Source organism: Ulvibacter antarcticus (assembly GCF_003688405.1).
In the GTDB taxonomy this organism is placed as follows: Bacteria; Bacteroidota; Bacteroidia; order Flavobacteriales; family Flavobacteriaceae; genus Ulvibacter; species Ulvibacter antarcticus.
On record NZ_REFC01000012.1, the window covers coordinates 302,698 to 316,151 of the forward strand.

A 13,454-nucleotide genomic window follows, 5' to 3' on the forward strand; every position below is an offset into this window, starting at 1 on the left:
ACATCTGTGTACTTATGCATATGCGAAAGAAGGAAGCAACCATATTAATTGTAGATGATGATGACGATATTTTGTTTTCTGCCAGAATTAGCCTGAAAAAATACTTCACGACAATCTTAACTACAAATGATCCTCGAAAGATAACAACTAAACTATCTGAACAACTGGATGTAGTTTTACTGGATATGAACTACCGCATTGGCTTCGAAGATGGTAAAGAAGGCCTGTATTGGTTAAAGCATATTAAGAAAATTAGCCCTGAAACCACTGTCATTCTAATGACGGCATTTGGAAGTGTAAACCTTGCGGTCGATGCTATAAAAATGGGCGCAACCGATTTTATTCTTAAACCCTGGAATACAGAAAAATTATATAGTATTGTAAATGCAGGGGTCGAACTCGCCCGATCTAAACGCAAGAATACGCAGTTAGAATCGATACAATCGCAAAAGAATACTGAATTCCATAAAAAGACAGAACATATCATAGGTGATTCTCCTGCTATGAACCATGCTGTAACGATGTTAGAAAAGGTGGCACCTACCGATGCAAACATTCTGGTTTTAGGAGAAAATGGTACTGGGAAATACGTGTTTGCAAAGGAGATTCATATTCAATCTGAAAGAAATAATCATCCTTTTATTCATGTAGATCTTGGATCATTAAGTGAGTCATTGTTTGAAAGTGAACTATTTGGATATTCGAAAGGGGCTTTTACCGATGCTCATAAAGATACTTTGGGTCGATTTGAACTTGCAAAAGGGGGTACCATTTTTCTGGATGAAATTGGCAATATACCATTGCACTTACAATCGAAACTTCTTACGGTCATTCAAAACAGAAAAGTGTCGCGCTTAGGAGAAGCAACAGAGAGATTATTGGATGTGCGAATAATATGTGCCACCAATGCCGATATTTATCAAATGGTGGAAGATGGTGATTTTCGCCAAGATCTTTTATATAGAATCAATACGATTGAATTAAATTTACCTCCCTTACGAAACAGGCAGGAAGATATTTTACTTTTAGCGGAGCACTTTCTTAAAAATTTAAGTCAGAAGTACCGTAAGACGATTTCTGGAATGTCTTCTGAAACTATAAAGGCACTTCAAGAATATCATTGGCCAGGGAATATTAGGGAGCTAGAGCATATTATTGAACGGGCTGTTATTATTAGCGATCATCAAGAAATTGAACCTTCAGACTTACATTTTTCAAATCGAAAATTTGATAATTCGTCACCGCCTGCGACATTAAATTTAGAAGAAACCGAGATCAATCTTATTAAAAATGCCCTTGAGAAAAACATGGGTAATATTAGTAAAGCAGCCAAAGAGTTAGGGCTCACCCGCGCCGCTCTTTATAGACGTTTAGAAAAATATAATATCTAAAGTGATAAAATCAACCTACATACAAATCATAATTCGTTCGCTATTACTGGCAGCAACCGCGATCACATCTTTTTACACCCTACAAGAAAGTTTCTTAATCACTTCTATAGTTTTGATGCTCTTATTTTTGGGCCAGATTCTTCTATTCATAGATTATATTAAATCAACCTTGGCCGAAGTAGAAAAATCGATTGATTGCTTATTGTATGAGGACTATACATTCACGGTTCATAATAGCAAACAAAAGTATCCCTTACATCAAAAGACGGCATTACTATTAGAAAAATATAAGAAGGCTGCGCTTCAGCAAACCTCGGAGCAACAAATTTTCACTAATATCATTAACAGTTTGTCGATTGGTATACTTATGCTTCGGAAGGATACGGATGGTAAAATTGATGTGTATCAGTTAAATGATACGTTTGTTGATTTTTTGAACATTCCGAAGTACTACCAGTGGAATCTTCTGAAAGAAAAGATTAAACCAATAGCAGATATTTTTCAACACGAGGAATGGCAGAAGAGAAAACATGTACTTTCTCTGAAACTTAACGACACTACAGAAACTTTTTATTTTAAAACTGCAGTGACTAAAACCCATGAATTCGACTATTTGATTGTCACGATGGAAACGATTCAACAACTAATTGATAAAAAAGAGAAAGAATCGTGGTATAAACTGATGAATGTAATGTCTCATGAGATAATTAATACCATAACCCCAATAAGCAGTCTGGCTGAAAATTTAGATTCATTGTTGCAAGAAGGAGCGCCAAACGATGAAACTCTAATTGAGCTTTCACAGGGCTTGAACATTATAAAAAGACGCTCGCACCACCTCACCACTTTTGTCGATTCGTATCGAAAACTTGCAGAGCTGCCACTTCCTGAAAAAGAAATATTTAATGTTGCCCGATTAATCAGAAATACCATATCACTTTTTCAGCCTGAATTTGAAGAAAAAAAGGTGAACATCAACTTAAATGCTTCAGAAAAGCTGAATCTTTCAGCAGATAAAAAACAAATGGAGCAAATTCTAATAAACCTAATTACCAATAGCATTTTTGCGGTTTCAGGAACCGAAAATCCTCAAATCGATATTGAATTAGTTCAGAAAAACAACAAATGTATTATATCCGTTTCAGACAATGGGGAAGGTATTCCGAAGGACATTAAAGAGAAAATATTCATCCCTTATTTTACCACCCGTAAAAATGGCTCGGGAATTGGTTTAACGCTGAGCAAAAGCATGGTTGAATCGCACAACGGAACCTTATTTTTTAGTTCTGGAAATGGTAAAACCACATTTATTGTCAGTTTAAACAATTCAATTGCAATTTAAAAAATTCGTAATAAAACTATACCGACGTCATCCTTGTAAGCGCATCAAGGGCATAGTTAGCACCAATATTTGCGTCCAAATCCAAAGATTCTTCCCTTCCTAATGTGTAATACAAGGAATTGACATCTTTCTTAGAATAACAGACGATCATATCTGCCAGCACATTGTAAGCCCCTTTAGTCTTTTTAGCTCCGCTGTTAAGATCACCATAGCTATTGGAAGCAAACTTTTTACAACTCACGGTCTCATTTCTATTATTTATATAGCTACGTCCAGAGACTACCTGACAGCCTGCAGAATAATTTAGTCCTCCTATCCCACTCCAATGGATATTGATGCTATTATTTACATTTACCCCTCGTTTTACACCGTTTCTATCGGTCACTTCAAGGTCTTTACTTGTAAGAGCATTGTCGTCATTCCAATCGCGAAGTACCAACACTCCTGTTGAATCGAATGGTTTTAGTGCTCGATATATCTTTTTCTCTATGGAAATCTTATGCCATCCAAAACGATATTTATGCTGACCTTCTACTAGAAATGCTTCGTCCTTACGTCTAGCCATTCGAACACTAGGATCTGTAGAGCCCCAAAATTTAAATACCATTCCATTAATTAATAAAACGAAGATGTCGTCATTTTTACGATCTGAAATCGAAGTATCTTCTTTTCGTCGAATACCAATAAGGTGTATTTTATCTGTATCGAAATTCCAATCCTTAACTTTAATAGTAGAATATGTTTTATTCATCCCATTGACATGTTGCATGATTGGTCCCGGATTATTCATATAATGGGTTTTCGCTTTATTTAACAATGCGATCCAATCTTTATACTCTTTAGAGGAATTTGTCGGTGACCCTTTACCCCAATCTGCAACGATGTGCTGATCTTTCCAACGTTGCACGTGTTTCATGGTTCCATTTCCTACGATTCCATCCGGAACCATCGATTTGTCACCATTAGGATCCAATGTTCGAACATACTCTTGAAATAACCTGGCAGCAGCCTGAGTCACATAATCGAAAATACCATCTATCACGCCACGAGGCATAAATCCAGCTTTAAAAAGAAATTCCTGAAGTTCTTTCACCTGACTACCATTTTCTTCCCGAAAAGATCGCCAGGTGGTACGGTCGTCATCTCTAAAAGATACTTTTCCCACCAAAAGACCGTCTTTATGGTAAGGTGCTAAAAATCGTTTGCGATCTGCAGGAATTTTTCCGGTATCACAGCTGCCTAAGAATAGTGTGCTCATAATATTTTTGATTTAGTTAGTTGATTTTTTCATTAAGTCTCCATTGGTTACATACATATTTTCATAGGTTGATGTTTTTGTAACATCATTAGCTACAACTGTAATTTGATTTTTTTCGACATCAATTATATGCACGCTATTTTCATTTTGGTTTAAAAGATAAATTCGTTCGTGCGTTCTTCCCATATCTTTTAAATCAACCGAATACTCTTTCTCTTGCTCAACCCATTTATAACTCCATTTTCCGGGAGAGTCCATTATATAATATGTCGATAAATTTAAATTAATTAGCGTGGCGTTTAATATATCGAATGAGGACCCGGAAGTATCGTTAAGGGCTGTTTTCATTAGTGGATAAAGCTTTTTAAGTTCTAGATCTTCTCCAAACATTTGGGCACTACATAATATCATAGAATCGTCAATTACAATGTAATCTATGGTCTCATTGTTAATTTTTATTTGGCGCGCATTTATAAATTTCCAGGGAAACGATTTAGCAAGGTTTCCTTGATACTTAGTAAATGTTTTATTAGAGTCGTCAAACTTTATAAATTGATTAGGGACAGAATCAAATTGACTTCTAACATGCCATGTGCCCGGAAATACATAACCCATTGCATTTCTAAAGGAATACTTCAATTCATTTGGTAGAGTGGCTAAATTGGGATCGTAAGTAATGGCCAATTTAATAAGTAGATCATAAAATTCATCTGCTGTACCGTCGATGTTTCTTCGTATCCAGAATCCTGCTGCTTCCTTAGAGTAATAAGGAAATGCTCCCGGTTTAATTTTATCCATCGTATTGAAATAATATCGATACTGTTTATTTCTGAAAAAATTATACGGATTACCAGATTCCAGATGTTCTAAATAAGCCGCTTTTTGTTTTTCGACAAATAGTGAATCCTTTTTCAACAATACATAGCTTCTAATATAAGCTTCGGCAAGAATTTTCAAATGTTTATTATAGACCCGCTGCGTCAGTTGTTGAAACTCAGCATCGGTACCATCAGGAATCATATTATTCGAAATCCATTCAACAATCTCCGGATTATAGCGTGCAAAATCATTTTCGTAATACCTGATGCCTTTTTCATGAGGCCCACTTAAAAACACTTCCAGAGGATTGCTCATGAATTTGAATTTATCCATATTTAAAAGTGTAGCATGTTTTTCTGCTAAACCCCTAATACCTGTAGTGTAATCCAGTGGAACTTCAGCTTCAATAGCCGATTTCCATATATTCTTGATAATCCAATTATTAGCTCTTTGTTGGGCGAATAACACCTCATTTTTACTTTTATTAATTAAAAATAATGCAGTGATAGATCCTATTGCCATAATCCCTAGCATTATCATAATAAGTGCGATGGTAAAACGCTTTTTTTTCTTACGATCTCTTTCGGCTACTTCTATTTTTAGTTGTTCTTCATTACTTTTTTTTAGATATAAAATGCAATTGTCAAATCCTTGTATATATCGGTTACCCCATGCAGGAATCGGCTTAAAATTATCATACCACCCTTGTGCTGTTTGCAGCTCACTGCCCGTTAAATAATCTTTTTTTCCTTCGGAATGCAATCGAGTAGCATCCGATAGCTGTAAATAGTGAGATGCAGCTTCAGCTTCTTTATCCACCCATTTCCCAAGAGTGTTCCATTGTCTAATCAAACTTTCGTGGGAGATATCGATGATAATATCTTCTCCAGCTTTGCTTTGGTTTAAAAACGATCGCTGATTACCTATAAAAAGATTCACAATCTTGAGAACTTCTTCTGTGCTACCATTTGTTAACTCCACTAATTGAGAGAGCAATGCAGGACGTCTAATTTTTCGACCATTTTCATCTGTGGTCGACAGAGACTGAAATATTTTTTTTGTAAGCTCGAGCTCATTGTCGGTCATACCAATAAGTGCTTCATCGGCATGTATTGACAGTGCTTTTTTAATGCCTCCTATTTGTTCGTAATCTGCTAAATCGAGTTCACCATTATTATCATTCTTGATTTCATGTTCCCAAATACGCATCAATGCATGCTCTAACAATGGCAGTTCATCTTTTACTTTTCCTAAATCATTAAGAAGTCGGTTAGTGAGTGAAGGGTTGACTTTTCGACCAAATAGCTTAGCTGGAGCTTCAATCACGTATTTTAGTTGCTTTCTAGTCATATGTGGCACTAAATACTGACTTCGATTCATTGCCTCCGGAAGTCCATGAAACTGTGCACAATCTCCTATAAAATCAGATCTCATAGTCGTAACCACATAAATAGGGATTCTATTTTGTTCTGAAAGCTCCAGAATAATATTCACAAAATCTATTGCTTCATCAATTTTGGCAGCGTCATTATGTTCCATACCAAATCGAAAAAGTTCTTCAAATTGATCGATCAGCAAGAAAAAATTGGTGTTCTTATTTGTGTCTATTTCAGAAAGCAGTGAGAGTATAATACTCACTCCTTCTTCTTCAATTCGACGAGCTAATTCATCTACTTTATTTATATCCGGAAGCTCATTTGTTTGATCAAAAAAAGCTTTTGCGAGGTTCCATACCGGTTTTCGACCGGGTTTCATTATTGCAATTTGCCAGTGATCGCTATCCTGCACCAAATATCCTGCTTTCAATGACGGAATAAGACCGGCACGAATTAGTGATGATTTCCCACTTCCAGAGCCACCTACAACCGCCACAAAATGATATTGATGTAAACGCTGCAAAAGTTCTAAGATCTGATTATTTCTTCCGAAGAAAAGAATGCTTTCATCAGTATTAAAGGGTCTTAAGCCAACGTAGGGATATAATGAATACTCACTCATAACTTCTGCGCCTTTAAATCAACTAAAAATTTTGCAAGCACTCCTTTATTTATAACTACATCTCTACTACTGTTTACGATATTGACTTTCAAAAATTTCTGATTTATTAGAAGATCAGTATCATTTTTGGTTGGTGGAGCCATGTAAACGTAAAAATCTTCTATGGGATAATCATTGGTTACTATAAGTTGTAGGGCTGCACTCATGCGCTCTGTTAGCCACTCTTTAGAAACATTTCCGTAGATAAAAATCAGTTTTTTCACCTGACTCATTCGATCTCCCAATAAGTTGATGTTCTTTCTAGGGTCATCTTCTTGCGGATTAATATAGGGTTGAATATGGTTCTCAAGTAGCATTTTACTTAAGTTAAGTGCGTGCAATTGGTCTGTAAAATGGGTATCCAGAAGTACTTTCAATTGTTCAGTTTCTACAAAGTCATTCTTCCTTTTTGCTTCAAGTTGTTTGGCATAGGCAATAATTTCACGAGCAATTGAACTTTTAGAACTTCTTATAAATTCGTAGGCTTTTTGTGAAACCTTGCCCGATTCTAAGCCCTCAAGAAATGTTCTATAACTAGGATCTTCAATTTTAGAAATATCTGTTTCAGACGGTAGCCAAATCAATTGTGGTTTTTCAGATTCTAATGTTATTTGGGTTTGCCTTTGAGAATACCAAAATTCGGGGTCTCCATCAATCTCACGACCCGGAATACTGTCTAGTAAATGTACGGCGAGGTCGGAGGCTGCTATCATTTCTGCAACTTTTTCCTTATGTGACTCAGCATCAAATGGTGGAGGGACACCTTCCAAGATGTCAAAACCTTTTTTTTCAAGCTCGTAAATGATGCGTTTTCGAGGTGTACGAAGCGTGTCTGCGACTTCCCCCATATAGATTTTGAATGTCTTTTCGGAAGATTCTCCCTGCTTTTCTGTAACAGCCGTACTTTCTCCTTTAGGAAACTGAACTAGTAATTGCCAGATCGCATCTCGCAAACTCTGCATTTCTTTACGGAATTCTACAGAATTAACCTCCAAGGTGTTTCCGAAGAAATCCTTCTCTTTCGAATCGTGAAAAGGAAATCCTGTGGTGCCGCTAAGTTCAGTGGGCCATTCCTCAAAAGGGACATTATTTAGAAGGACATTTACAATTCGAGATCGATTATCGATAATTAAACCAACATTATCGTTTTCAGCTTTGTTTTTAAAGGATTCAACTTCCTTTCGGCAATAGTCGGATTGAATATAGCCAGGAGAGTTTAAGCAAATCATGATCGCAGACTTTTTTATTCCATCTTCGATCGAATTATCAAACACGACGCTACCATCAAAATTTCTATTATCCCACCAAATTTTAATCTCTCCCGAACGCCCATATCTTTTATCCAGCATAATGGTCAGGTTCTGAAAAAACAATTGAATCCAACCTTCCTCCTGCCCCGGAAATTTGGAATTATCAACGTGGGCATAACTTATAAATATATCGTAATCGTAACCCGGTGTAATAGCCATATTTAATTTGATTTAAAAAAATTCAAATTCTTAACCAAATGACCTTTAAATAGTAACAGGTTGCAATAAATGACAACACATTTACTTTTTAATGACCACAATAGCCTTCACCTAAATATTTTGGGGAGAAATTAGCACCGTTTTGGAAAAAACACATCAGTACTAAGATTAAAATGCTCATCAAGAACTAAGCATTTGTTGAGAACTAATTTAAACATAATTTTTAAAACATTCACTATGAATCTATTATCAAAACATATTTGTTTTAAAAAGAATTTTAGTCCAATGTCAATTCTGCATTATTTTTCTGTTTCTTTATTCATGAAGCGTTCCAGTATTACCAGCTTTTTCGAAGTATTAATGAAATAAACTCCAGTAAGTAATACGCCGGCGGCAATAATAGATTGTATAGTGACCGTTTCATTCAAAAAATACCACCCTAATGCGAGGGCAATAATTGGATTCACATAGGTTGAAGTAGCTACCTTTTCCGGAGACACTACCCTAAGTAGATAGTTGAAAGAAGTAAAAGCTACGATGCTTCCAAATATAATAAGCAACACCATTGACCATTGCACGTCGTTGCCCCATGTAGTTGGGGACGTCCATGTTTCACCAAATATAAGACTGGATATCAACAATAAAATACCACCAAACAACATTTGGTAACCCGTATTTACAAAGTAGTTTTCGGGGAGATCTGCTTTGCCAACAAACAAACTACCATAACCCCAACTCACCATACATGCAAAGATCATTAACATTCCTAAAACAGAATTCTCCTGACTTACAATCTGTTCCTGGCTGACCAGCAGATAGATTCCTATAAAACCTAAAAATACACCAACAACCGACATTGCTTTAATACGCTTTCCTTGAAATATTCGCATTAAAATAAGAACCACTAATGGCTGTGCTGATATTTCAAGAGCAGCAAAACCACTATCCACATATTTCAATGCCCATACTATTACCCCATTTCCGAAGGTGAGGAACAGAAAACCTGCTATTGTAGTATTTATAATCTGCTTTTTTGAAATCTTCAAACTTTTCCCCATAAATAAACAGAGTATGAAAATGAGGATACCTGCTGAAAGAAAACGTACTGAAGCCAACATAAATGGAGGTAATTCAGCTACTGCTATTTTATTAAGAAGGTAGGTCGAACCCCATATCACATAGATCGAGAAGAATGCAAGAATGATTAAAGTAGCACTGGATTTTTTATCCATATTTTGCAGTAATTTATATGCGATATTACAACAAATTGACGGCCCAATAAATATATTTTAGTTTTTTTCTTCGGAAGAATTATAATTTTCATTCCTTCTGAAACGAGGTCATTTTAAAACACAAAAGCTAAATTTCAATTTGCTTTTCAATGGGTTTGTTCCTTTCCGAAGTTAAAAAACGACAGATTTAAACTACAAAAGAGAGGCAATTAGGTCAGGGTCTGAATCTTCTTGTATATCTGAAAGTTTCAGAGTATCGAGAAACTTGTTAGAAAAAACTTGCTGCATTTTCTTTGATAACAAACTGCCTCTAAGCGCTTTCCATTGCTCCACTTTGTTTCCAAACATATGAGTTGCTAAATCGGGAAATGCCCAGTCTGAGATCTTTCCCCAATGAATCGTAAATGGAATATTGTTATTCTTTAAAACTTCCAGCATTCTGGTGCTGTATTCTTCCATACTTATCAGCTTGTTTGATCCACTCCAAATAATACCATCAATCTCAATCATACAAGTAATTGGAAATTTTGTAAATGCCAAGGTAGCTTCAGATTGCTTCACAAATCGCATGGCAAATATTCCGGGAATCGGGCCATCCTTTTTAGTCATTTTAGTAAGAATATTCAGTGCTTTTTCAGAATCAGAATGATCCACTCCTATTGACATCGCAAAGGCTGGTCCTTGATATGCGGCATCCCAAAAAGTTTCATATAAAGTACCAATGGTTTCTTCATTCACATTTGGCAAAACCGATTTCTCCAATCTCTTTATAAACCATGGGATACTGTTTGGAAATTTTTCACTTATTGAAATAAGCAAATAAATCAAATCCTTATAAATCGACTTCTCAATAGTGGTAAATGGATCCGGATAAGGTAATTGATAGGGCTTTTTATACATCGCTTCCACTACATACTCACTATCATCTGTATATGGGTTTATAAAGACTTTAAAGTGATAAGGAGTCAAAGGATTTCCCTGAGAATCGGTCTCCCCAGCTATTTTGAACTCCGAATTCTTAAAATCCATTGTATTCGAAAGTTTCATGGCTAGATTTTTATTAATCTTCCTAACATATCGTTTTAAGAGATATAGATCTTCAGCTTCCAAAACAATACCATGAATAAATCCAAAGGATCCCAATCCTACCAATGCTGCATTAAATAATTCGTCATTTCTTATAACTTTTGCATTTATTTTTTCGGCAAATGCATTTGTAAGCCCGGGTTTTGTATGACGCTCTAAATAGACATTGTCTGCAGGCGAAGGCCCGGTAATAATATTAAGTCCGACAATATAATCCTGTACAGAACCAACATTTAGCGCAGAGCCATGCACTCCTGTAGAAATACATCCGGCGATGGTCTGGCCGTTGCTCGCTCCCGTTGTTTTCAAGGATTTACCGTGTTCTTCTAATTTCTGTGAAATTTCCTTTATCGTGTTGCCACATTCAAAGAAAAATAAATTTCCTGCATTGTAAGAAGACAAGGCGTGTAAATCCTGAGGAAAAATATTCAGATCCAGATTCATCAAGTTATTTTGATGAACATTATCTTTTTGATGCGCAATACTCGACATAGACCAGCGGGATCCATATGCTCTAAAGCCTTCGTTTTGGTCTGCGCAGTCTTTTATTATACGCTGTATTTCTACAGCAGCATCATTATAACGATCTGTTGAAGACGGGATCGAAGCTCTACCTTCCAATCGAGTGACATACATTCTTTTTAAGGGAAACGGACCATTTTTATGTAAAGTGTCCCATTCTTGCTTTTCGAAAATAGTTGTGGTAGCCATAGTTTTTAATTTGAAGGTTTCATGCAAACGTATTTAAGTTTCACTTTACGTTTGCTTCCAAAGCTGAAGATATATTTCATGCTACCGCTAAAGGTGTTTTTATATTCTACCGAAAACAGTTTTCCAGTCTCACAGCCATCCCTTAAAACCCGAAAAATAACATCATCGGTTAGAGTTCCTGCTTTTAAAACTGTATCAATTTCGACCACCATTTTATCACGATACCAATCATCGCCTTCCATTTCAAGAGGTGGCATAGGTGATCCTTTGGTGCTCACAATACGAACGGAATAACAAGAGATCATCGTAAAAAACACGAAGGTCAGAATGATACTTCTAAGGAGAAATTTGCTGGTTAGTTGCATAACTCAATTGATTTTATTTATAATTAGTAATCAGTCCAGCGTACCAGAACAATCAATTACTTAAACCTATTAATGGGAGTTATATAGCTGAATATGATTCAGTAAGCTAAAGATAGCTTGTTTTTTTGAAATATGAAAATTAACTAAAAAGTAACTTATGTCTTAAAGTGTTTAATTTATATTTATGTTTCAAAATAAAAAACAAGGTGAATTATTATCTTTAAGTATTGATTAATCTAAATTTATTAAATGAAATTAAAACTTTCAAGTTACAACAGACGCGCACTTTATGGTGGAATTATTGCTGCATTTATAACAGGGTTTGGCGCCTTCATTTTAGGAAATATAAGTGGTTATGAAGCAAAATTGCTCATAAAAGCATCCTTACCTGGCATTAACACTTTGTGCAACACCATAGCCTTGGCTTCAGCTACTATTCTTGCACTACTTTTAACCTTACTTAGTGTGAGTTCCGGTTCCAAATCTAAACTGAAAGACTCTCATTATAAACAGGTTTTACGCATCGCAAAGACCGACACTGCGGTTTTTATCGTTTCTCTTATTACCTTCCAACTTTTCAATATTCCAATCACTGAAGCCGAAAACGTACCTCCAAGTTGGTATACAAATATCTACTATATAAGTCTTGGCGTTTCTGCCATTCTAAGCGGAGCACTCATTACAGTAGTAATAATGCTTTACAATGCCATAGTAAATATTATTAAAATAGTAGGACTGGGAGAACGCGATCATCCGCTTATTTTTCAAGAGGAAGAACAAAAAGAAGAGAAGGAATAATTCTCTTTACTTCTCCCAAAGACTATCCGTAAAATATTCTCTACTATCGAAAAAATTCTGAGTCACTTTAAAATCAGATTGAGCTGCGACCTTTTGTATTTCTGAAAGATCATATTTCTTAGATAACTCCGTCCATATCATTTCGTTCTTCTGAAAGCTTACTTCTAAGTTGAGTTTTTTTATACTAACCAATTGTTCCTTCAGACTTACTAGATAGCTCTTTACCTCTCCACTAAAAGGATTATAGGAACAAAAGAAATCGAAATCGTCTATATTAAAATTACCGTCAAATTCAGAATTTATCCTTCTTAATAAATTTAAATTAAATCGTTTTGTGATTCCTCCATCATCATTATATGCAGTGCGAATTGTATTTGGGTTTTTCTTTAAATCGATTCCTATTAACAATTTATCGCCTTTGTTCATATTCTTATTAAAGAGTTCCAAAAGAGACGTAACCTCGTCAGGTTGGTAATTCCCTATATTTCCGCCTAAGAATAACAACAAACTAGGTACATTGTGATTTGAAACTTTCTCCAAAATTTCAAAGTAATCCCCTACCTGTGGCTTTATTGAAAGTTCAGGTAATTGTTTCTTTAGTTTTTCTGAAAGGGTCGTAATGGCTTCCTGCGAAATATCAATAGGTATATAATCGAAACTTATATTTTCTGAAACAAGATACTCCAACAATTGAAAAGTCTTGAAACCGTCACCCGCACCAAATTCTATGATCTTAAAATGTTTGGAAAATTGGGTGGCACTCACTATATTTGAAGCTTGTTCCGTAAGAATTTCTAATTCACAATTAGTAGGGTAATATTCTGGCATCCCCATAATCTCACGAAAAATCCTACTACCTTCATCATCGTAAAAATATTTCGAAGACAGCTTCTTTTCTTTTGAAGTTAAACCCGAAATTACATCCTGTGCAAAAGTCTTATCCATA

At 35.6% G+C, this 13,454-nt stretch carries 10 protein-coding genes; 3 read left to right on the forward strand and 7 right to left on the reverse strand.

The window, feature by feature from the left end; translation table 11 throughout:
- The first annotated feature begins 20 nt into the window (after nucleotides 1-20).
- Complete coding sequence (locus BXY75_RS06145) at nucleotides 21-1,391, forward strand: sigma-54-dependent transcriptional regulator (protein WP_121906836.1); 1,371 nt, start codon at nucleotides 21-23, stop codon at nucleotides 1,389-1,391.
- A gap of 1 nt (nucleotide 1,392) precedes the next feature.
- Nucleotides 1,393-2,733 carry a sensor histidine kinase gene (locus tag BXY75_RS06150; RefSeq protein ID WP_121906837.1) on the forward strand — a complete coding sequence of 447 codons (1,341 nt, stop codon included), beginning with the start codon at nucleotides 1,393-1,395 and terminating at the stop codon, nucleotides 2,731-2,733.
- 16 nt (nucleotides 2,734-2,749) lie between these two features.
- Here BXY75_RS06150 and BXY75_RS06155 read toward each other — a convergent pair whose 3' ends face one another.
- The 6 genes from BXY75_RS06155 to BXY75_RS06180 form a co-directional block, all read right to left on the reverse strand.
- On the reverse strand, nucleotides 2,750-3,991 hold the full coding sequence (locus BXY75_RS06155) for a peptidoglycan-binding domain-containing protein (protein ID WP_121906838.1): 1,242 nt from the start codon (nucleotides 3,989-3,991) through the stop codon (nucleotides 2,750-2,752).
- A 12-nt stretch (nucleotides 3,992-4,003) separates the two neighbouring features.
- Nucleotides 4,004-6,808: an nSTAND1 domain-containing NTPase gene (locus tag BXY75_RS06160; RefSeq protein ID WP_121906839.1), complete on the reverse strand. Its 2,805-nt coding sequence runs from the start codon at nucleotides 6,806-6,808 to the stop codon at nucleotides 4,004-4,006.
- Complete coding sequence (locus tag BXY75_RS06165) at nucleotides 6,805-8,316, reverse strand: toll/interleukin-1 receptor domain-containing protein (RefSeq protein ID WP_121906840.1); 1,512 nt, start codon at nucleotides 8,314-8,316, stop codon at nucleotides 6,805-6,807. The genes BXY75_RS06160 and BXY75_RS06165 overlap by 4 nt, the downstream gene beginning before the upstream one ends.
- Before the next feature lie 299 nt (nucleotides 8,317-8,615).
- Complete coding sequence (locus BXY75_RS06170) at nucleotides 8,616-9,548, reverse strand: EamA family transporter (protein WP_121906841.1); 933 nt, start codon at nucleotides 9,546-9,548, stop codon at nucleotides 8,616-8,618.
- 192 nt (nucleotides 9,549-9,740) lie between these two features.
- Nucleotides 9,741-11,345: an FAD-binding protein gene (locus BXY75_RS06175; protein WP_121906842.1), complete on the reverse strand. Its 1,605-nt coding sequence runs from the start codon at nucleotides 11,343-11,345 to the stop codon at nucleotides 9,741-9,743.
- 5 nt (nucleotides 11,346-11,350) lie between these two features.
- Nucleotides 11,351-11,710, reverse strand: coding sequence for a hypothetical protein (locus tag BXY75_RS06180; protein ID WP_147437238.1), 360 nt, complete (start codon nucleotides 11,708-11,710; stop codon nucleotides 11,351-11,353).
- A gap of 249 nt (nucleotides 11,711-11,959) precedes the next feature.
- Between BXY75_RS06180 and BXY75_RS06185 the strand changes: the two genes are divergently transcribed.
- On the forward strand, nucleotides 11,960-12,508 hold the full coding sequence (locus BXY75_RS06185) for a hypothetical protein (protein WP_121906844.1): 549 nt from the start codon (nucleotides 11,960-11,962) through the stop codon (nucleotides 12,506-12,508).
- Between the two features lie 6 nt (nucleotides 12,509-12,514).
- On the opposite strand, the gene egtD is transcribed toward BXY75_RS06185, so the two are convergent.
- The gene (egtD, locus tag BXY75_RS06190; RefSeq protein ID WP_121906845.1) at nucleotides 12,515-13,453 is read right to left on the reverse strand and encodes an L-histidine N(alpha)-methyltransferase; all 939 of its coding nucleotides are present in this window, start codon (nucleotides 13,451-13,453) and stop codon (nucleotides 12,515-12,517) included.
- Nucleotide 13,454: the final 1 nt, after the last annotated feature.

What these genes read in the sequence shown, in the direction of transcription:
- BXY75_RS06145 (WP_121906836.1), top strand. Translation starts at nt 21, where the DNA reads ATGCGAAAGAAGGAAGCAACCATATTAATTGTAGATGATGATGACGAT.
- BXY75_RS06155 (WP_121906838.1), bottom strand. Translation starts at nt 3,991, where the DNA reads ATGAGCACACTATTCTTAGGCAGCTGTGATACCGGAAAAATTCCTGCA.
- BXY75_RS06160 (WP_121906839.1), bottom strand. Translation starts at nt 6,808, where the DNA reads ATGAGTGAGTATTCATTATATCCCTACGTTGGCTTAAGACCCTTTAAT.
- BXY75_RS06165 (WP_121906840.1), bottom strand. Translation starts at nt 8,316, where the DNA reads ATGGCTATTACACCGGGTTACGATTACGATATATTTATAAGTTATGCC.
- BXY75_RS06170 (WP_121906841.1), bottom strand. Translation starts at nt 9,548, where the DNA reads ATGGATAAAAAATCCAGTGCTACTTTAATCATTCTTGCATTCTTCTCG.
- BXY75_RS06175 (WP_121906842.1), bottom strand. Translation starts at nt 11,345, where the DNA reads ATGGCTACCACAACTATTTTCGAAAAGCAAGAATGGGACACTTTACAT.
- BXY75_RS06180 (WP_147437238.1), bottom strand. Translation starts at nt 11,710, where the DNA reads ATGCAACTAACCAGCAAATTTCTCCTTAGAAGTATCATTCTGACCTTC.
- BXY75_RS06185 (WP_121906844.1), top strand. Translation starts at nt 11,960, where the DNA reads ATGAAATTAAAACTTTCAAGTTACAACAGACGCGCACTTTATGGTGGA.
- egtD (WP_121906845.1), bottom strand. Translation starts at nt 13,453, where the DNA reads ATGGATAAGACTTTTGCACAGGATGTAATTTCGGGTTTAACTTCAAAA.